At 67.4% G+C, this 18921-nt stretch carries 19 protein-coding genes; 14 read left to right on the top strand and 5 right to left on the bottom strand.

Annotation, left to right across the window (positions count from 1 at the left end):
• Positions 1-16: 16 nt before the first annotated feature.
• Positions 17-661, top strand: coding sequence for a nucleotidyltransferase domain-containing protein (locus IEV67_RS00650; protein WP_188434604.1), 645 nt, complete (start codon positions 17-19; stop codon positions 659-661).
• 38 nt (positions 662-699) lie between these two features.
• On the opposite strand, the gene IEV67_RS00645 is transcribed toward IEV67_RS00650, so the two are convergent.
• Positions 700-2310: an ABC-F family ATP-binding cassette domain-containing protein gene (locus tag IEV67_RS00645; protein WP_188434603.1), complete on the bottom strand. Its 1611-nt coding sequence runs from the start codon at positions 2308-2310 to the stop codon at positions 700-702.
• Positions 2311-2601: 291 nt separating this feature from the next.
• On the opposite strand from IEV67_RS00645, the gene IEV67_RS00640 reads away from it, so the two are divergent.
• Positions 2602-3858 carry an endonuclease/exonuclease/phosphatase family protein gene (locus IEV67_RS00640; RefSeq protein ID WP_188434602.1) on the top strand — a complete coding sequence of 419 codons (1257 nt, stop codon included), beginning with the start codon at positions 2602-2604 and terminating at the stop codon, positions 3856-3858.
• A gap of 70 nt (positions 3859-3928) precedes the next feature.
• Positions 3929-4216 (top strand): glycine zipper domain-containing protein, encoded by a 288-nt coding sequence (locus tag IEV67_RS00635; protein ID WP_188435787.1) that lies wholly within the window; start codon positions 3929-3931, stop codon positions 4214-4216.
• On the opposite strand, the gene IEV67_RS00630 is transcribed toward IEV67_RS00635, so the two are convergent.
• Positions 4205-4858: an alpha/beta hydrolase gene (locus tag IEV67_RS00630; protein WP_373284402.1), complete on the bottom strand. Its 654-nt coding sequence runs from the start codon at positions 4856-4858 to the stop codon at positions 4205-4207. The two genes, IEV67_RS00635 and IEV67_RS00630, sit on opposite strands and share 12 nt — an antisense overlap.
• A gap of 77 nt (positions 4859-4935) precedes the next feature.
• On the opposite strand from IEV67_RS00630, the gene IEV67_RS00625 reads away from it, so the two are divergent.
• From IEV67_RS00625 to IEV67_RS00585, 9 genes are all read left to right on the top strand, one after another.
• Entirely contained in the window at positions 4936-5535 is a 600-nt protein-coding gene (locus tag IEV67_RS00625) for an NUDIX hydrolase family protein (protein WP_188434600.1), read from the top strand.
• 134 nt (positions 5536-5669) lie between these two features.
• Entirely contained in the window at positions 5670-7391 is a 1722-nt protein-coding gene (locus IEV67_RS00620; RefSeq protein ID WP_188434599.1) for a dihydroxyacetone kinase family protein, read from the top strand.
• Position 7392: 1 nt separating this feature from the next.
• Positions 7393-7848: a ribose-5-phosphate isomerase gene (locus IEV67_RS00615; protein WP_188435692.1), complete on the top strand. Its 456-nt coding sequence runs from the start codon at positions 7393-7395 to the stop codon at positions 7846-7848.
• Positions 7849-7862: 14 nt separating this feature from the next.
• Positions 7863-8603 carry a triose-phosphate isomerase family protein gene (locus tag IEV67_RS00610; RefSeq protein ID WP_188434598.1) on the top strand — a complete coding sequence of 247 codons (741 nt, stop codon included), beginning with the start codon at positions 7863-7865 and terminating at the stop codon, positions 8601-8603.
• A gap of 27 nt (positions 8604-8630) precedes the next feature.
• Positions 8631-9353, top strand: coding sequence for a GntR family transcriptional regulator (locus IEV67_RS00605; RefSeq protein ID WP_188434597.1), 723 nt, complete (start codon positions 8631-8633; stop codon positions 9351-9353).
• 106 nt (positions 9354-9459) lie between these two features.
• Positions 9460-10407, top strand: a complete 948-nt coding sequence (locus tag IEV67_RS00600) for a sugar phosphate isomerase/epimerase family protein (RefSeq protein ID WP_188434596.1) — start codon at positions 9460-9462, stop codon at positions 10405-10407.
• 48 nt (positions 10408-10455) lie between these two features.
• Positions 10456-11424: a 3-hydroxyacyl-CoA dehydrogenase family protein gene (locus tag IEV67_RS00595; RefSeq protein WP_188434595.1), complete on the top strand. Its 969-nt coding sequence runs from the start codon at positions 10456-10458 to the stop codon at positions 11422-11424.
• A 31-nt stretch (positions 11425-11455) separates the two neighbouring features.
• Positions 11456-12226 carry an SDR family NAD(P)-dependent oxidoreductase gene (locus IEV67_RS00590; RefSeq protein WP_188434594.1) on the top strand — a complete coding sequence of 257 codons (771 nt, stop codon included), beginning with the start codon at positions 11456-11458 and terminating at the stop codon, positions 12224-12226.
• A 154-nt stretch (positions 12227-12380) separates the two neighbouring features.
• Positions 12381-13757, top strand: a complete 1377-nt coding sequence (locus tag IEV67_RS00585; protein ID WP_229702587.1) for an MFS transporter — start codon at positions 12381-12383, stop codon at positions 13755-13757.
• A 24-nt stretch (positions 13758-13781) separates the two neighbouring features.
• Here IEV67_RS00585 and IEV67_RS00580 read toward each other — a convergent pair whose 3' ends face one another.
• Positions 13782-14849 carry a threonine aldolase family protein gene (locus IEV67_RS00580; RefSeq protein ID WP_188434593.1) on the bottom strand — a complete coding sequence of 356 codons (1068 nt, stop codon included), beginning with the start codon at positions 14847-14849 and terminating at the stop codon, positions 13782-13784.
• 48 nt (positions 14850-14897) lie between these two features.
• Between IEV67_RS00580 and IEV67_RS00575 the strand changes: the two genes are divergently transcribed.
• On the top strand, positions 14898-16337 hold the full coding sequence (locus IEV67_RS00575; protein ID WP_188434592.1) for an MFS transporter: 1440 nt from the start codon (positions 14898-14900) through the stop codon (positions 16335-16337).
• On the opposite strand, the gene IEV67_RS00570 is transcribed toward IEV67_RS00575, so the two are convergent.
• Both IEV67_RS00570 and IEV67_RS00565 read right to left on the bottom strand, forming a co-directional pair.
• Positions 16334-16987, bottom strand: coding sequence for an SDR family NAD(P)-dependent oxidoreductase (locus IEV67_RS00570; RefSeq protein WP_188434591.1), 654 nt, complete (start codon positions 16985-16987; stop codon positions 16334-16336). The genes IEV67_RS00575 and IEV67_RS00570 overlap by 4 nt on opposite strands.
• Positions 16980-18395, bottom strand: a complete 1416-nt coding sequence (locus IEV67_RS00565; protein WP_188434590.1) for a DUF6421 family protein — start codon at positions 18393-18395, stop codon at positions 16980-16982. Before IEV67_RS00565 ends, IEV67_RS00570 begins: the two co-directional genes overlap by 8 nt.
• A gap of 70 nt (positions 18396-18465) precedes the next feature.
• Here IEV67_RS00565 and IEV67_RS00560 point away from each other — a divergent pair, with 70 nt between their 5' ends.
• Positions 18466-18921, top strand: coding sequence for an Lrp/AsnC family transcriptional regulator (locus tag IEV67_RS00560; protein WP_188434589.1), 456 nt, complete (start codon positions 18466-18468; stop codon positions 18919-18921).

Below are 18921 nucleotides of genomic sequence, written 5' to 3'. Positions count from 1 at the left end.
GATAGCCTGTTCGATCATGAGCAGTGATGAGGATGCCGAGTTCGAGAGGCTCTACGGGGCGTGGCGTCCTCGTACCCCGGCTGACGCGACGCAGCTGTTCCGTGGTTATCCCGGCACCTGGTGGATCGCCGGCGGCTGGGCGCTCGAGGCGTTCACCGGCGTGCAGCGTCACCACGAAGACATCGACCCCGCAGTGCTCCGCGAAGAGCTGCCTCTGCTGCGCCGCCACCTCGCGGGCCGACTCGACGCATGGTCCGCGTTCTCGGGAGCACTTCGCCCACTGCGTCCCGATGATCGGCCCGACGCCCTCGCTGACGACATCCTGCCGAGCGGGTGCGGGCAGCTCTGGACGCGAGTCGGAGCCGCGCAGCCGTGGGAGTACGACATTCTGCTGAGCCCGGGAACAGCCCACGAATGGGTGTACAAGCGAGACGCGGCGCTGCGGATGCCGCTCGCGGACGCCCTTTGGGAGCGCGACGGCATCCGGTATCTGCAACCCGAGATCCAACTGCTGTACAAGGCGAAGGGACAACGCCCGAAGGACGACGCCGACTTCGCAGCGACGTTGCCTTTCCTCGACGACGAGCGTTGCGCGTGGCTGCGCCATGCGCTCATCCGGACGATTCCAGGACACGACTGGATCGATCACCTGCCGGGCTGAAACTCCTGCCCAGACAGCGACCTCGCCAGACAGCATCCCTACGACACGCCGATCGTCACCTCGGTGAACGCTCCCTCCGCGTCTATCTCCAGCGTCAGATCCAGCTCGAGCCGTTCCAGGAACGCATCATCGTGGCTCACGACGAGCACGGCGCCGCGGTAGGCGCGCAGCGCCTCGACGAGCTGGTCGACCGTGTCAAGGTCGAGGTTGTTCGTCGGCTCGTCCAGCACCACGAGGTGCGGTGCCGGATCTGCGAGCAGCACCTTGGCGAGCGCCACGCGGAAGCGCTCGCCGCCAGACAGCGTCCCTACGGCGCGATCCGTCGTGTCCCCGCGGATGAGGAACCGTGCGAGCCTGTTGCGCAGTTCCTTCTCCTGGATCGTCGGAGCCGCCTCTGCGATGTTGTCCAGCACGGAACGCGACTCGTCGAGCCCGTCGATGCGCTGCGGCAGGTATCCGATGCGATCGGTGTGCCCGGTCGCGGTGGGTGTGCCATCCGTGGTGCCCGCCACCAGTCGCTCCAGCAGCGTCGTCTTGCCGACGCCGTTGCGGCCGATCAGCGCCACGCGCTCCGGCCCCTGGATGATCCAGGAGCGTTCCTCGTCGCCGATCGTGGCGATGCGGCGCGAGCTCGACACATCAGGATCCGGAAGCTCGATCTTCATCGAGGCGTCTCCGCGCACTCTCCGGCCTGCTTCGTCGAGCACGGCCCTCGCCTCGCTCTCCTTCTCGGCGACCTCGGTGCGCAGCCTCCCGGCCGAGACCTGGGCCGCCATCTTCCGGCCGTTCGCGATGATCTTCGGCACCCGCTTCTCGACGAACGCCTTGTTCGCCATGCGCGCTCGGCCCGCCAGCTTGGTCTCGGCCTCTATGCGCTGTCGTTTCTCCTTCTTGAGCGACTGCTTGGCATCGCGCTCTGCCTGCCGCGCAGCATCCTGCTCGCCGTCCAGCCACGCCCGCCATTGCGAGTACGGACCGCCGAACACGCTCAGCGCGTGCGCATACAACTCGGCCGTGTCGTCCATCAACTCGAGCAGCGACACGTCGTGACTGACCACGACGAGCGTGCCCTTCCAGGAGCGCACCATATCGGCGAGGCGCGACCTGGCGTCGCGATCGAGATTGTTGGTCGGCTCGTCGAGGAGCGTGATCGGCGCGCGACGGAGGCGGATGCCGGCGATCGCCACGAGCACCGCCTCGCCTCCGGACAGCTCGCCGACGGTGCGATCCAGGAACGACGGATCGAGCCCGGCCTCGGCCAGAGACACCTCCGCGCGCGCCTCGATGTCCCAGTCGTCACCAACTGCCTCGAAGTGCGCAGCGTCGACGTCACCCGCGGCGATCGCGCGGACAGCGTCCAGCGCCCGTGCGACCCCGAGCAGCTCGACGACGCGGCGATCGACGTCGAGCGTCAACCGCTGAGGTAGGTAGGCGACGTCACCGGTGGTGTGGATCGCACCCGACGTAGGAGTCAGCTCGTTGGCGATGAGGCGCAGCAGCGTCGATTTACCTGAGCCGTTGCGACCGACGAGGCCGGTACGGCCGGTCCCGAACGAGCCGGTGACGCCGTCGAGGGCGTTCGAGCCGTCAGGCCAGGTGAAGGTGAGGCGGTCAAGAATGACCGATGCATGGGTGTTCTGCAATGACATGGGGTGTCTCCCGAGGATGTGCGGATGCACTGACACGGGTCGCCGGTCGCTGAGCCCATCGACGGCCGACGACGAAAGGCGGAGATGAACCGTAGGAAGGATCCGTGGCAGCGCGCTGAAAGAAGAGCGCGGAGGCGACGGATCAGATCAATGAACTTCCAAACACGGCGGACAGGACGTCACGACGATACCCGGGCGTGTCGAAGGGCGCAACCTCCGGGCGTGTCGCGGCCGTCATCCGTTCACCGATCGGTCTTCAGAACGTCACGGTTCCGGGCTAGCCTGGCGCGCATGATCACGCATCAGCGCGTCCGCGCCGCAGCTCTCGCAGCCCTCCTGGTCGTCGGAGTCGGCGCCACGACCGCGGCTCCGGCCATCGCCGCTCCGCCAGATCACGCGCAGCGTGGTTCCGACGTGCGCTTCGCCACGTTCAACGCCTCGCTCAATCGCGGCACCGAAGGAGCGCTCGTCGCCGATCTCTCGGCGCCCGGCAACGCACAGGCGGATGCCGTCGCCGAGATCATCCAGCACTCGCACCCCGACGTGCTGCTGATCAACGAGTTCGACTATGACGCCGGCGGCGAGGCGCTGCGACTGTTCCAGGAGAACTATCTGTCGGTGCCGCACGGCGACGCGAAGCCAGTCGAATACGCCTACCGATACTCCGCCCCGGTCAACACGGGGGTGCCCAGCGGGTTCGACCTGAACAACGACGGCACCGTCTCCGGTGGTGACGACGCCTGGGGCTTCGGACTCTTCCCCGGCCAGTACGGGATGGCGGTCTACTCGAAGTATCCGATCGATCAGGAAGCCATCCGCACCTTCCAGAACCTCGTCTGGGCGGACATGCCGGGCGCGCTTCTCCCTGACGACCCCGCAACGGCGGAGCCCGCCGACTTCTACTCCGCGGAGGAGCTCGCCCAGTTCCCGCTCTCGAGCAAATCGCACTGGGACGTGCCGATCGAGGTCTCGAAGAACAAGACCGTGCACTTCCTGGTCTCGCATCCGACTCCGCCGACCTTCGACGGTGCAGAGGATCGCAATGGCCGACGCAACCACGACGAGATCCGCCTGTGGGCCGACTACATCGCGGGCGGCAAGACGGCCTCGTACATCGTCGACGATCAGGGCGAGAGCGGAGGGCTCGGTCGCAATGAGCTCTTCGTGATCGCCGGCGACCAGAACGCCGACCCGAACGACGGCGACTCCACCGAGGGTGCGATCCACCAGCTCCTCGAGAGCCCTCGCGTCAACACGGCATCCGTGCCGACCAGCCCCGGCGCAGTCGAGGCGACCGAGTTGCAGGGCGGCGTCAACCTCGAGCACGCGGGCGACCCCGCACAGGACACCGCCGACTTCTCCGAGCCTCCCGGGAACATTCGCGTCGACTACGTGCTGCCCAGTCGCCAGATCCGAATTCTCGACTCGGGAGTCTTCTGGCCGGCATCCGACGACCCGCTCTCCCGCCTCACCGGCGTCTACCCGTTCCCCTCCAGCGACCACAGGCTCGTCTGGGCCGACGTCGACGTCCCTGGTGGTAAGCGTTGAGGCGCTGAGGCGCTGCGGCATCCGTCCCACGGGGGATGCCGCGGGCATCGGCGCTGGTTAACGTGGAGCTATGCCTGACGATCGAATGAGCGGACACGAGGCCCGGCAGCGGATGAGCTGGGGCGTCGGCATCGCCCTCGGCATGGGCGTCGGCGTCGCCCTGGGATCCGCACTCGACGACATGGGCCTCGGCATCACCTTCGGAGTCGCCATCGGGGTGGTGTTCGCGATCGCGCTGGGGGCGGTGGGGCGCCGCAAGCGTCCGGCAGAGGACGAAGAAGACGACGTCGCAGCAGAGCCAGGCGAAGAAGGCGAAGACGATGAGGATGCCGGTGGCGACGCCGATTCAGCCCGCTGAGGCGTCTCGCCACTTCTCCAGGAAGACGCGCACGTCGAGAAGCTCGTCCTCGGAGATGCTGTGGGTCAGCCCGGGGTAGACGCGCCCGGTGAGCTCCGAATGATCTGGCAGCCACTGCGCCGTGTGGGCGACCAGCGCCGCCGGAATCACATCATCGTTGGTGCCGCGGCCCCAGAACACGCGGGGCCGTGCCTCGCGCAGCGCCTCGTCTTCCGGCAGGTCGCCGGGTGACGCGTAGCCGCTGAGCGCGACCACGGCCCCGAAACGGTCGGGGTCGAGGCGCAGCGCCTGCAGCGCGACTGCGGCGCCCTGCGAGAACCCGAGCAGCGCCACAGCCGGCGCGTCTCCTGCCGCGGCGTCGAGCCACCGCAGAAAAGTGCGCGCGGCGACGGTGACAGCATCCGGATCTCGCCCGTCCAGACCATCGATCGCGTACCACGACCGGCCCGGCATAGGCCACGGCGGAGCCAGGGGAGCGGCGACAGAGGCCACGGCGACGCCGTCGGGAAGGAACGGCGCGAGCCCGAACAGGTCGTGCTCGTCGGCACCGTACCCGTGCAGCAGCACGAGCAACGGCAGACCGGCGCGCTCTTCGGGTGCCCAGCGCGTGGCAGCGGCGTCGATTCTGAGTTCCTCGCTCACACCATCCATCCTGCCAGTCGGCACCGACATGCACAGGCGCAGAACTGCGCAGGCGCAGACACTGGTAGAAATGAGGCATGTCGGTGCGCACACCTGATCCTGACCCCGAGGGGGGCGACGACGACCTCTCCCGGTTCAGCGAGCTGCCCGCAGACGCGAACAATCCGGCATGGCTGAGCGAGTTCGAACTCGCCGAGGCCAGACGTCGCCTGCCGATGCTCTACGTCGAGGCGATTCCGGTGCGCACTGACGGCACAGGACAGGTCGCCGAACTCGGCATCCTGCTGCGCTCCACACCGATCGGTGAGATGACGCGCACGATCGTGTCCGGACGAGTGCGCTACGGCGAGACCGTGCGCGATGCCCTGTTCCGGCACATCGAGAACGACCTCGGCCCGATGGCCTTCCCGCTGCTGCCGCCGCAGCCGCTGCCCTTCACTGTGGCCGAGTACTTCCCGCTTCCCGGTGTCAGCGCCTATCACGATGACCGCCAGCACGCGGTCTCGCTCGCCTTCGTGGTTCCGGTCACCGGCACGTGCGAACCCCGTCAGGACGCCCTCGAGATCACCTGGTTCTCTCCGGAGGAGGCGGCATCGGACGCGGTGGCCGCCGAGATGGAGGGCGGCCGCGGCACCCTCGTGCGGATGGCCCTCGCGAGCCTCGGCCTGTTGCGCTGAGGCAACCCGCTGCATCCTTCGCGAGACGGCGACGGATTGCGGTGTGCGGACTTCGATGTCCTCTTTGATCCAATTTCCTATAGGATTAATGAGTGGGTCGCACGTGTGCCCCTTTTCGCCTAGAGGAGACCGCAATGACGCGCTTGTTCAACGATCCGGATGACTTCGCCGCCGAGTCTGCCGCCGGCTTCGCCGCGGCATCCGCCCGGTGGGTGCGCCCGGTGAACGGAGGCGTCGTGCGTTCCACCCGCGGTGCTGAGCCGACCGTATCGGTCGTGATCGGTGGCGGGAGCGGACACTATCCCGCGTTCGCGGGACTCGTCGGTCCAGGACTCGCGCACGGCGCGGCGATGGGCAACCTGTTCGCCTCGCCCTCCGCGCACCAGGTGCACACCGTCGCCACCGCGGCGCATGAAGGACGAGGCGTACTGCTGAGCTACGGCAACTACGCGGGCGACGTGCTGCACTTCACCCAGGCGCAGGAGCGCATGCGTGCCTCGGGTATCGACTGCCGGACCGTCGTCGTGACCGACGACATCTCCAGTGCTCCGGCGGGCGAGCATGAGAAGCGCCGCGGCATCGCCGGGGACCTCGTCGTGTTCAAGGTCGCTGGGGCAGCGGCCGAGGCCGGCCTCGATCTCGACGACGTCGAGCGGCTCGCCGCGCTCTCCAACTCGCGCACGCGCTCTCTCGGCGTGGCCTTTGGCGGCTGCACGCTGCCGGGGGCAGACGAGCCGCTGTTCACCGTGCCGGAGGGGCGGATGGCGGTCGGCCTGGGCATCCACGGCGAACCGGGCATCGACGAGATCGACGTGCCGACGGCAGCGGGTCTGGCCGAGCTGTTCGTGACCTCGCTCCTGGCGGAGATCCCGGACGGGATCGACCAGGAAGGCGCGCGGGTCGTGCCGATCCTGAACGGACTCGGCAGCGTCAAGTACGAGGAGCTGTACGTCGTCTACGCAGAAGTCGATCGGCTTCTCGCCGAGGCCGGCCTCGTCGTGGTCTCGCCCGAGGTGGGGGAGTTCTGCACGAGCTTCGACATGGCGGGCGTCTCGCTCACGCTGCTGTGGCTCGACGACGAGCTCGAGCCGCTCTGGCATGCATCGTGCGACACGGCGGCCTTCCGGCGCGGTGCGGTCGAGGGGCGCATCGCCGTCGACGCGGTCGAGGTCGTCGAGGAAGAGGTCGTCATCGGCCCGGCGAGCGACAGTTCCCAGCGGGCGGCGGCCGTGATCGATCGCGCGCTGAGCGCGATGGCCGCGATGCTGGATGCCGAAGCGGACGAGCTCGGGAGAATCGACCGCATCGCCGGTGACGGCGATCACGGGATCGGGATGCAGCGTGGAAGCTGCGCGGCCTCTGCCGCAGCATCCGGAGTCGTGGCCGACGGAGCGGGCGCCCGCACGACTCTGCAGCAGGCCGGTGACGCCTGGGCCGACAAGGGCGGCGGCACATCCGGGGCGATCTGGGGCGAGATGCTCGTCGCACTCGGCGCCACGCTGGGCGATGACGACGACGTCGACACCGCGCGCGTCGCCGCCGGCATCACCGCCATGAAGGACGCCGTGATGTCCTTCGGCAAGGCCACGGTCGGCGACAAGACCATGATCGACGCGATCGTCCCGTTCGCCGATCGGCTCGCGGAGCTGGTCGACGCTGGCGCCGAGCTCGTCGATGCCTGGACCGACGCCGCCGGCACCGCCGACGCGGCTGCCAAGGCCACGTCCGACCTCACGGCGAAGCTCGGCCGCGCCCGCGCGCACGGCGACAAGAGCATCGGCACACCCGACCCCGGCGCGGTCTCGTTCGCACTCATCGCACGCACGGTTCTCGACACCCTGAAGGGGAATGACTGACATGGCACTTCGACTGGTTATCGGCTCGGACGACGCGGGCTACGACTACAAGGAACGCATCAAGGCTGATCTGGTCGCCAACCCGCTCGTCGAGTCCGTCGTGGATGTCGGCGTCGACGCGGACGGGCACACCAACTACCCGCGGATCGCGACGAGCGCGGCCGAGAAGGTCGCCGCCGGCGATGCCGATCGCGCGATCCTGATCTGCGGCACCGGCCTCGGCGTCGCGATCGCGGCGAACAAGGTCAGCGGCATCCGCGCGGTCACCGCGCACGACTCCTTCAGCGTCGAGCGCTCAGTGCTCTCCAACGACGCGCAGGTGCTCTGCATGGGCCAGCGGGTCATCGGCATCGAGCTGGCGCGGCGCCTGGCATCAGAGTGGCTGACCTACACCTTCGACCCGACCAGCGCCTCCGCCGAGAAGGTGCAGGAGATCTGCGCCTACGAAGGCTCCTGAGGATCGATCACCGCATGATCGTCGGAGTGAGCCTGAAGATGTACTTCTCCCATGCCAGGACGGTGGCATGGGTGGAGGAAGTCGCGGCGATCCTCGCAGGGCACCCGGTGAGAGAAGCGGTCACCGCCCTCGTCATCCCGCAGTTCCCGTCGATTCCGGCATGCCTGGATGCTGCCGGCGATCTCGCCGTCGGCGCGCAGGATGTCGCGACCGACGATGCCGGGGCGTTCACCGGCGAGGTGTCGGCCGCGGTGCTGGCGGAGCTGGGATGCCGGTTCGTCGAAGTGGGCCACGCCGAACGGCGCCGGATGTTCGGCGACACGGATGAGGTGGTGGCGGCCAAAGTCCATGCGGCCGTGCGCAACGGCATCACCCCGATCCTGTGCGTCGGCGAGGAAGAGCGGCTCGAGCCGGCCGACGCCGCGGAGGTCTGCATCCGTCAGATCCGCTCGGGTCTCAGCGCGGCATCCGCGGCGGGCATCGTGGGGGATCTCGTCATCGCGTACGAACCGCTCTGGGCGATCGGTGCGCCAGAGCCGGCGCATCCGGATCACATCCGCGGCGTGTGCGCCGTACTACGCCGACACCTGACGGACGTGCCAGGACAGACGTCTGTGATCTACGGGGGAAGCGCGAGGCCAGGGCTGCTGACGCAGATCGCGGACAGCGTCGACGGGCTGTTCCTCGGGCGCTTCGTGCACGAGAGTTCCGCTGTTCGTGACATCCTCGATGAAGTGGGCGCACTGTCGGCGTGACGCGCCGACGCGCGAGGGAGAGAAGACATGGTCACAGACCTTGATGGCGGCCTGCGCGGGCTGGACTCGACGATCGAACGCCGAGGCCTGCGCGATCACGTCTACGACCGCATCCTGCAGCTCCTGCTCAGCGGTGAGGCGGCTCCAGGGTCGCGACTCTCGATCGACACCATCGCCCGACAGCTCTCCGTCTCGCCCACCCCCGTGCGTGAGGCGATGGTGCAGCTCGAGCGCACCGGGCTCGTGACCCGTGAGGCGCTGAAGGGCTACCGGGTGGCACCGCCGATCGGCGCCGAGCAGCTGCGCGAACTGTTCGACGCACGCATCATGCTGGAATCTCACGCGGCCCGTCTCGCGACCCCGGCGACCCCCGTGATGCTCGCTGAACTCAGCGCAGCCGAGGAGGAGCACCGCCGCATCGGCGAGCGGGTGATCACGGCGATGCGATCGGGAAGCACGGATCTCGAGGCGACCACGGCGTACTTCGCCGCCGACGCGGACTTCCACCGCGTGGTGCTGCGGCACTGCGGCAATCGCTATCTGATCGACATGTCGGATTCTCTCGGTGCGCAGCTGCACCGGATGCGGCAATCCGTGCTGCACGGCGTGACCGATGTACGCGAAGCCATCGCCGAGCACGAGGCGATCGCGGACGCCTTCGCCAGTGGCGATGCGGATGCTCCGGAGCGTCTGATGCGACGTCACATCGAGCAGGTGCGCGCGCGTTCGCTGGATCTCGAACGCGGCTGACGCCCTCTTCGCCGGCCATGAGGCGGCCTTGACTCTTCTCCTATTTCCTATAGGATCTATGAAGATTCGATCCCTTTCCCGGGATGAACACGTCAACGGAGTCGTCATGACCGCAACGCCGCACCCTCTCACCAGCGAGAACTGGCCCATCGCCGCCTGCATGCACGGGATCGCTCCCGTCGCCGCCGATGGCACCCGCCTGCACGACGCATCGGCCGAAACATGGGACGGCGTCTTCCGCCGGGTGTCCCGACTCGGCTTCACCGCGATCGAGATCGCTGACAGCCACATCCGACCGTCCGACCTCACGCCCGAGCGGCGGGACGAGCTCAAGGCGATCGCCGCATCACACCAGGTGCAGCTCGTCTCGGTGCACGTGCAGCGCCAGAGCATCATCGAGCCAGGCAAGGGCGAGCAGAACCTCGCTTATGCGCACCAGGCCATCGACGCCGCGGCCGAGCTGGGCATGCAGGTGTTCTCGACGGGCCTCCACCAGCCCTTCACCCCGGCGCAGCGCGAAGCCCTGTGGTTCTGGACCGCGCAGGGCTCCGTCGATCCTGACGATGCCGAGACGCGGGCGCTCGCCGTGAAGCGGCTGCGCGAACTCGGTGAGCACGCAGCATCCGTCGGACTGCCGATGGCGCTGGAGATGTACGAGGACACCTACCTCGGCACCGCGGACAGCGCCGTACGGCTGATCGAGGAGATCGGCTTGGACAACGTCGGCCTCAACCCCGACATCGGCAACCTCGTTCGTCTGCACCGTCCGATCGAGGACTGGCGCGAGATGCACGAGAAGACGCTCCCGTACGCGAACTACTGGCACGTCAAGAACTACATCCGCGATGAGGCGGGCGACGGCAGCTGGCAGACCGCCGTGCCCACCAGCATGGAGCTCGGCCTGATCAACTACCGCGACATGGTCGCGCGGGCCATCGAACTCGGCTTCAACGGCCCGTTCCTGATGGAGCAGTACGGCGGCGACAGCCTCGGCGTCTGCGCGACCAACCGCGATTACCTGCGCACGCTGCTGCCAGAGCCCGCAGACGCCTGATCTGCAAACCGCAATTCGACGCATCCGATATTCGACCAGGAGACGACAATGACCACTCAGGAACGCCCCATCTACGCCGTGATCGGCAGCGGATACATGGGCGGCGGCATCGCTCAGTGCCTCGCGATGTCCGGCGCTGATGTGCGCATCGCGGATGTCGACATCGAGATCGCGAAGCAGAACCGCGACCGCCTCATCGCAGAGGCCGAGCAGTTCGTCGCGGATGATCTGTTCCCGGCGGGCGCAGCCGAGATCATCGCGGAGCGCGTCACGGCGGCGACGATCGAGGATGCCGTCACCGGCGCCTCCTTCATCGAAGAGGCCGTGCCGGAGAAGATCGAGATCAAGCACGCCACGCTGCGACGCATCTCCGAGGCGGCAGCGCCGGGAGCGATCATCGGCAGCAACACCTCGACCATCCTGATCGGCAAGCTCGCCGAAGCCGTCGTGAACCCCGAGCGCTTCCTCGGCGTGCACTTCTCCAACCCTGCGCCCTTCATCCCGGGCGTCGAGCTGATCCCGCACGGGGCGACCGACGAAGGCATCCTGCCCGTGGTCGAGGCGATCGTGGCGGCGACCGGCAAGGAGACCGCCCGCGTCAAGGATGCGACGGGCTTCGTGCTCAACCGCCTGCAGTACGCGCTGTTCCACGAGGCGACCCAGCTCGTGGAAGAAGGCGTCGCCACTGCCGAGGACATCGACACGATCGTGCGCACGACCTTCGGATTCCGCCTGCCGGTGTTCGGCCCGTTCGCGATCGCGGACATGGCAGGACTCGACGTGTACTCGTTCTGCTACGCCTCGCTGCAGACCGAATTCCCCGAGCGTTTCGCCACGCCGAAGGCGCTCTCCGACCTCGTCTCGGTCGGAAAGCTCGGCACGAAATCCGGTGGCGGTTTCCTCGATGTCCCCGCCGAGCGCACCCCCGAGCTCATCGCGTACCGCAACAAGGCGTACGTCGCGATCAAGAAGATCATGGACGAGCTCGGCCCCGCACCCATCCACCCCTCGAACTGACCAGCCACCCCTCGAACTGAGAGGAACGGCGATGTCCACGACATTCCCCACCGAACGAACCGTCATCCTGACCGGTGCCGCGAGCCCTCGCGGGATCGGCCGTGCCACGGCATTCCATCTTGCTGAACTCGGCTGGAACGTCGGCATCATCGACGTCGACGCGGAGGCCGCGGCGCAGACGGCTGCCGAGGTCGCACAGGCTCACGGCGTGAGCGCCGTCGGCGTCGGCGCGAACGTCGCCGATCGCGAGCAGGCGGTCGCGGCCGTCGACGCCCTCGAGGAGCAACTGCCCCAGATCGTCGCCGTCGTGAACTTCGCCGGTGTGTCCTCGCCGGTTCCGTACCTCGAGGTCACACCGGAGGAGTGGCATCGCGTCGAGTCGATCAACCTCGACGGCGTGCACTGGATCACTCAGCGCGTCGCCCGCACCCTTGCGGAGAACGGCGTGGGTCGCATCGTCGGCATCTCGTCCGTCTCCGCCCAGCGCGGCGGCGGCACGTTCTCGAAGACGCCGTACTCGGCCTCGAAGGCAGGCGTCATCGGCCTCATGCGATCGATCGCCCGCGAGCTCGGTCCGCTCGGCGTGACCGCGAACGTCATCTCGCCAGGGCCGATCGACACCGACATCATGGGCGGCACTCTCACCGAGGAGCGCAAGACCGCGATGGCGGCCGACGGCGTGCTCCCGCGCATCGGTACCCCGACGGACATTGCTGCAGCCGTCGCCTTCCTGATCAGCGAGAACGCCGGATTCGTGACGGGCCAGACCCTGAACGTCGACGGCGGCCTCTACATGCACTGAAAGGACTCACCATGACCCGTTCCTGGTCCAAGAGCCGCATCGCCTTCCTGGTGCTCGGCGTGATCTGCGTGGCCGCCGGCCTCTTCATGATCATTCCCGCACTGGGCAGCTGACGCCCCTCCCACGCAAACCTCACTCAAAGGAGAGTTCCCTCGTGTCCGAATCCGTCTCCGGCGCCACGGCGCCGTCCCTGCTCGCGAGCCCTCATCTCGCCAGCGGCATCAAGAAGGCGACCTTCCGCCTGATGCCGATGCTCATCATCCTGTACTTCGTCGCCTTCCTCGACCGCACCAATGTCGGCTTCGCCGAAGCTGCGATGGAGGCCGACCGCGGCCTCTCCGCCGGGGCATACGCCCTGGGCGCCGGCATCTTCTTCATCGGCTATGCGCTCTTCGAGATCCCCTCGAACCTGCTGCTGAACAAGTTCGGCGCCAGATTCTGGCTCGCGCGCATCGCGATCACATGGGGCATCGTCGCGGCCGCGTTCGCGTTCGTCAACGGCGAGACGATGTTCATCGTGCTGCGCTTCCTGCTCGGTGTGACCGAGGCGGGGCTCTTCCCCGGCGTGATCATGTTCCTGTCGCAGTGGTTCCCCAACAAGCGGCGCGTGCAGATGTTCGCCCTGTTCTACCTCGCCCAGCCGTTCTCGCAGATGCTCGGTGCGCCCCTGTCCGGCGGGCTGATCAGCTTCGGCGAGCAGCTCACTCCGTGGGCCGGATGGCAGGTGATGTTCTTCGTGGAGGGCATGCTCGCGGTCGTCGCCGGTGTCGCGGCCTTCTACTTCCTGGTGGATTCGCCGCAGAAGGCGAAGTTCCTCACCGATGAGGAGAAGCATGCGCTGAAGGTCGTCATGGAGCACGAGGACGGCGTCAAGGAGACCGACGGGCCGCGGGGCATCGGCGCAGCGTTGGTGAACTGGAAGGTGTGGTACTTCACCATCATCTACTTCTGCCTCCAGATCGCGGTGTACGGCACCACCTTCTACCTGCCGCAGCAGGTCTCCGGCCTCATCGGGCAGGACGTCGGCTGGCAGGTCGGCCTCGTCTCCGCAATCCCGTGGGCGGTGGGCCTGTTCGCCTGCTACTACGCAGGCAAGCATGCGGACACCATCAAACGTCGCCGCGAGTGGGGTGCGTGGTTCTTCGTCATCACCGGCGTCGCGATCCTCGTGTCGGCCTGGGCCGGAGCGAACGGTCAAGGACTCATCGGCCTGCTCGCGATCACGATCGCAGTCTCCGCGTTCCTCGCGGCCGGCCCGATCACGTGGTCGTTCCCGACCTCGTTCCTCACCGGAGCAGCGGCGGCCGCCGGCATCGGACTGATCAACTCTCTCGGCAACCTGGGTGGCTTCGTGGCACCCATCATGCGCACCGCCTTCAACGAGGCGGTACCGACCGAGAGCGGTGCGTGGGGAGTGGTGTCACTCGGAGTGTTCGCGTTCCTCGCCGCCGCCATGATGTGGGCGACCCGCTTCTTCAGCGCGAAGGCGGACGCCCTCCTCGATGCGAAGGCACCGACACCCGGGCACTGACGCCCGGCATCTCCATGGCTCGGATCACGCGGTGGTCAGGCGCCCGAGCTCCGCGACGAACGCGTCCACGTCGGCCTCCTGCGTGTCGAAGCTGCACATCCAGCGCACCTCGTTGCGGGCGGCATCCCAGTCGTAGAAGCGGAACGACTCGCGCAGCTGGTCGGCAACGCCATCTGGAAGCTTCGCGAAGACGCCGTTCGACTGCGTCTCCTGGGTGAATTCGACGCCCCGGATGCTCCCGGCATCCAGCCCCGCCTCGATGCCGGCCCGCAATCTGGCTGCCATCGCGTTCGAGTGCCTGGCGTTGCGCAGCCACAGGTCGCCTTCGAGCAGTGCGATGAGCTGCGCGGAGACGAAGCGCATCTTCGACGACAGCTGCATGTTGTATTTGCGACCGTAGATCAGACCGGAGGATGCTTCGGGGTTCAGCACCACGATCGCCTCGCCGAGCATCGCACCGTTCTTGGTGCCGCCGAAGCTGAGCACGTCGACACCGGCGTCGCGGGTGAATGCACGCAGGGGCGCATCGAGGGCTGCGGCGGCATTGGAGATGCGTGCACCGTCCATGTGCAGGTGCATGCCGTGACCGTGCGCGTGATCGGCGAGCGCCCGGATCTCGGATGCGGAATAGAGTGTACCGAGCTCAGTGGACTGCGTGATCGACACGACCAGCGGCTGCGCCCTGTGCTCGTCGCCCCAGCCCCAGGCCTCTCGGTCGACGAGTTCGGGGGTCAGCTTGCCGTCGTCGGTCGGCACGGTGAGCAGCTTCATCCCGCCGATCCGCTCTGGCGCTCCGCCCTCGTCGACGTTGATGTGAGCAGTGGATGCCGTGATCACGGCGCCCCAGCGCGGAAGCATCGACTGCAGGCCGACGACGTTCGCGCCGGTGCCGTTGAAGACCGGGAACGCCTGGATGTCGTCGCCGAGGTGGCCCCGGAAGACCTCCTGCAGTCGCTCGCTGTAGGCGTCTTCGCCGTAGGCGATCTGGTGGCCGTCATTCGCTGCGGCGATCGCCGCGAGGATCTCGGGGTGGATGCCGGAGTAGTTGTCCGACGCGAATCCCCGGATCGCGGGGTCATGCAGAGTGGTCACCCGATAAGCCTATGTCGGATGTCGGTGGCGAAGAATACGCTTTACGCCATGAAGCGCACCGCCGCAGGGACGGCCTTCGCGAACGTCCTCATCAACACCCTCATCGCCAACGTCACGACGAGCTTCCTCTGGTTCGCCCTGACGTTCTGGGTGTACATCGAGACGCAGTCGGTGCTGGCCACAGGCATCATCGGCGGCGCCTACATGCTGTTCGTCGCGTTCTTCGCCATGGTGTTCGGCACGATCGTCGACCGGCACCGGAAGCACTCGGTCATGCTGCTGTCGAGCGTGGTGTCGGCCGTCGCGTTCGGCGTCGCCGGCGTGCTGTACCTATTCTTCCCCGAGAGCGACCTGCTGAATCTCGGCGGTCCCTGGTTCTGGCTGTTCTCCGGCGTGATCCTGTTCGGCGGCGTGATCGAGCAGCTGCGCAACATCGCGCTCTCGACGACTGTGACGCTGCTGGTCGAAGAAGACAAGCGGGCGAACGCGAACGGCCTCGTGGGCACAGTGCAGGGCATCGCGTTCATGGTCACGAGCGTGTTCTCCGGCCTCTCGATCGGGTTCCTCGGCATGGGCGGCACCCTGGTGATCGCGATCGTCGCGATGGGCGTCAGCTTCGTGCATCTGCTCTTCGTGCGCATTCCCGAGGGGACACCGGAGCCCGATCCCGATTCCCCGAGCGCACTCGACTTCCGCGGCAGCGTGAAGGCGATCCGTCTCGCACCGGGGCTGTTCGCCCTCATCATCTTCTCGACGTTCAACAACCTCATCGGCGGCGTGTACATGGCGCTGATGGACCCATACGGTCTGACGCTGTTCTCGGTCGAGATGTGGGGCATCGTACTAGGCGTCACCTCCACCGGATTCCTCATCGGTGGCGCGCTGGTGGCGAAGTTCGGCCTCGGCAAGCGGCCGATGCGCACGATGCTGCTCGCCGTGATCGTGATGGGACTGCTCGGCGCGGTCTTCATGCTTCGCGAATGGTGGCCGCTCTACGCGATCGGAATCTGGCTCTACATGATGCTCGTGCCCCTGATCGAGGCGTCGGAGCAGACCATCATCCAGAAGGTCGTCCCCTTCCAGCGTCAGGGGCGGGTGTTCGGCGTCGCGGCCGCGATGGAAGCAGGAGCCGCCCCGATCACGGCGTTCCTCATCGCTCCGATCGCCGAGTTCGCGATCATCCCGTACATGGATTCGCGCGCCGGGCAGCAGCAGTGGGGATGGCTGCTGGGCGACGGCGAGGCACGCGGCATCGCACTGATCTGCCTGTTCGCCGGGCTGATCATGGTCGTCGTGGCTCTGCTGGCGTTCCTCACCCGTTCGTACCGCAAGCTCACCGAGCTCTACGCTCAGGCACCTGCGCAGCCGGTCGGTGGGGCGGATGCCGTGGACGCCGACGCAGCGTCGGATGCCGGCGCCTCCGACACATCCGTGTTCGAGGCGCCGCCGCTCGTGCGCGGAATGCCGCCAGAGCTACCGCGCTCCTAGAGCTCGATCACCCGATCGTTGAGGTCCGCAGCGTCCGCATCCCACAGGCCGACGACCGCATTCGCGAGCGATCCAGCATCGAGCGTCTTCGCCCGGAAGATGACGGATGCTGTGCGCAGAGGCCCACCGGCATCCCGCGCAGACTTCGCGAATCCGTGCGCCACGGCACGTGCCCACGCCTCACTCGCGGCCTTGACTGCTGCGTAGTTCGCCCCGCCTGCGAGCGGGCGCGCCACCGCAGTGGACGACACGATCGCGAAGCGCCCGGCATCCGACGCCTGCAGCGCCTGGTCGAAGGCACGGCTGGTCGCACGCACGGCCTGCAGTACGGGCAGAAGCGCATCGAAGTCCTCGTCGGACTGCCCGGCGAGGCCGCCGCCCCCGCGCCATCCGCCGACCAGGGACAGTACGCCGTCGACCTGACCGAGCTGAGCGGCCAGGGTGGTCATTTCGGCGAGGGACGTCGCATCCGCCACAACGACCTCGGCCCCGGCATCCGCCACCGCAGCGAGGCGATCTCCCGATCGTCCCGTTGCGATCACGCGAGCGCCCGCCGAGACCAGCGCCCTCGCGGCGGCTAGACCGGCTGCGCTCGTCGCGCCCGCGACGACGACCACACGTCCGGAACCGTGCACGCCGAAGCTACGCATCAGTGGCGCGGATCCCCGCGGTCGACTCGATCACCGGCCGCATCTTCTTCTCCAGCGCCTCGAAGAACATCGACAGCGGGAACTCGTCGTCCAGCACCATGTCGGTGTAGCCCTTCGGAAGGCCCGCGAGCACTTCATCAGACAGCCCACGCGCCCAGATGGATGCAGGGTTCGGCGTCAGCACGCCGCGCACCAACTCGTACGCGGCCAGCCAATGCGCCTTCTTCGGGCGATCGATCGAACGCCAGTACAGCTCGTTCACCGCGTCGCTGAGCGCGATCACGGCATCCGGAACCTCAGCCCAGTCGAACGTCAGTTGCGTGTCGGTCCAGTGCAGCACACCATGTTGGTGCAGCCACGCGAAGAGCAGCTGACCGCCGAGGCCGTCGTAGTTCCGCACCCGCGAGCCCGTGATCGCGAACCGGAAGATCCGGTCGAAGATCACCGCGTACTGCACGAGGCCGGCGTGTTCGAGGGTCTGCTGCTCGGTCGCGGTCAGGTCGTCACGAACAGACAGCCGCTTCTCGATCGCCACGCTCTCGCGGAACGCCGTCAGGTCGCAGCGCAGCTCCTCCAGCGAGTACAGGAAGTACGGCATCCGCTGCTTGATCATGAACGGGTCGAACGGCAGATCGCCGCGCATGTGCGTGCGGTCGTGGATGATGTCCCACATCACGAACGTCTTCTCGGTGAGGTCGTGGCCGTCCAGCATCCGCGCCGCCTCTGCCGGCAGGTCGAGCTTGGTGATCTCGGATGCGGCGCGCACCACGCGCCGGTAGCGGGCGGCCTCGCGGTCCTGGAAGATCGCGCCCCACGTGAACGTGGGGATCTCCCGCATCGCGACGGTCTCGGGGAAGAGCACAGCCGAGTTCGTGTCGTATCCGGGCGTGAAGTCGATCAGACGCAGCGAGACGAACAGCTTGTTGCCGTAGTCGCCCGCCTCGAGCTCGGCGATGAACTCCGGCCAGATCGCCTCGACGATCAGCGCCTCGACGAGCCGGTCGGGCGAGCCATTCTGCGTGTACATCGGGAAGACGATGAGGTGACGGATGCCGTCGACACGCTGCTGCTGCGGCTGGAACGCCACGAGCGAGTCGAGGAAGTCGGGCACGCCGAAATCGGAGGTGGCCCAGCGCTCGAAGTCCAGGACGGATGCTGCCAGGTAGTCCGCATCGTGCGGGAAGGCGGGCGCGAGCGCGCGGATGCCGGCGATGATCGCCGCGACGTGCTCTCGAGCTGCGGCGTGGTGCTCAGCGGAGGGGACCGACCCGTCCTTGATCTGAAGGCCACGCAGTGCGATGGCGGCGTCCTTCAACGTCAGCCAGGCGTCCGTCGTCTCCGCGAGAGCGGCGTCTTCGACGACCTCGGGTTCGCCGATGATGGCAGTGTTGCGAAGAGGAGTGGACATCGGGACCTCCGATCGATGGCGCAGCGGAAAATATCCGGCGAAATAGTGAGTATGCCGATATTATTCCACCATGGAGGATGTTGTCGACCGTCAGATCATCACGGAGATCTCGCGCGATGCCCGAGCGACCCTGGCTCAGCTCTCGGAGGCTGTCGGACTGTCGACTTCGGCCGTGCAGACGCGACTGCGCAGGCTGGAGTCGCGCGGCGTGATCAGCGGATATCGCCCGATCCTCGATGCGGAGGCGCTCGGCAAGCCCTTGTCGGCGTTCATCGAGATCACTCCGCTCGATCCAGGCCAGCCCGACAACGCTCCGGAGCTGCTCGAGTCGTTCACGGAGATCGAAGCGTGCCACTCGATCGCCGGCGACGCGAGCTACATGCTGTTCGTGCGGGTGGCGTCGCCGCGCGCGCTGGAGCAGCTGGTGAATGAGGTGCGCCTGGCGGCGAACGTGCGCACCCACACCACCGTCGTGCTGCAGACGTACTACGAGAACCGCCCGATCGCGGTCGAGCCCGCGGACTGA

It is taken from the genome of Microbacterium murale (assembly GCF_014635185.1).
GTDB classification, from domain to species: Bacteria; Actinomycetota; Actinomycetes; order Actinomycetales; family Microbacteriaceae; genus Microbacterium; species Microbacterium murale.
Note: the sequence above shows the minus strand (reverse complement) of the source record. Positions and strands in the feature narration are given on the sequence as shown.

Coding starts and splice junctions, on each gene's coding strand:
- IEV67_RS00610 (WP_188434598.1), top strand. CDS start 7,863: ATGATCGTCGGAGTGAGCCTGAAGATGTACTTCTCCCATGCCAGGACG.
- IEV67_RS00595 (WP_188434595.1), top strand. CDS start 10,456: ATGACCACTCAGGAACGCCCCATCTACGCCGTGATCGGCAGCGGATAC.
- IEV67_RS00645 (WP_188434603.1), bottom strand. CDS start 2,310: ATGTCATTGCAGAACACCCATGCATCGGTCATTCTTGACCGCCTCACC.
- IEV67_RS00605 (WP_188434597.1), top strand. CDS start 8,631: ATGGTCACAGACCTTGATGGCGGCCTGCGCGGGCTGGACTCGACGATC.
- IEV67_RS00575 (WP_188434592.1), top strand. CDS start 14,898: ATGAAGCGCACCGCCGCAGGGACGGCCTTCGCGAACGTCCTCATCAAC.
- IEV67_RS00565 (WP_188434590.1), bottom strand. CDS start 18,395: ATGTCCACTCCTCTTCGCAACACTGCCATCATCGGCGAACCCGAGGTC.
- IEV67_RS00600 (WP_188434596.1), top strand. CDS start 9,460: ATGACCGCAACGCCGCACCCTCTCACCAGCGAGAACTGGCCCATCGCC.
- IEV67_RS00650 (WP_188434604.1), top strand. CDS start 17: ATGAGCAGTGATGAGGATGCCGAGTTCGAGAGGCTCTACGGGGCGTGG.
- IEV67_RS00570 (WP_188434591.1), bottom strand. CDS start 16,987: ATGCGTAGCTTCGGCGTGCACGGTTCCGGACGTGTGGTCGTCGTCGCG.
- IEV67_RS00640 (WP_188434602.1), top strand. CDS start 2,602: ATGATCACGCATCAGCGCGTCCGCGCCGCAGCTCTCGCAGCCCTCCTG.
- IEV67_RS00590 (WP_188434594.1), top strand. CDS start 11,456: ATGTCCACGACATTCCCCACCGAACGAACCGTCATCCTGACCGGTGCC.
- IEV67_RS00635 (WP_188435787.1), top strand. CDS start 3,929: ATGCCTGACGATCGAATGAGCGGACACGAGGCCCGGCAGCGGATGAGC.
- IEV67_RS00615 (WP_188435692.1), top strand. CDS start 7,393: ATGGCACTTCGACTGGTTATCGGCTCGGACGACGCGGGCTACGACTAC.
- IEV67_RS00625 (WP_188434600.1), top strand. CDS start 4,936: ATGTCGGTGCGCACACCTGATCCTGACCCCGAGGGGGGCGACGACGAC.
- IEV67_RS00620 (WP_188434599.1), top strand. CDS start 5,670: ATGACGCGCTTGTTCAACGATCCGGATGACTTCGCCGCCGAGTCTGCC.
- IEV67_RS00560 (WP_188434589.1), top strand. CDS start 18,466: ATGGAGGATGTTGTCGACCGTCAGATCATCACGGAGATCTCGCGCGAT.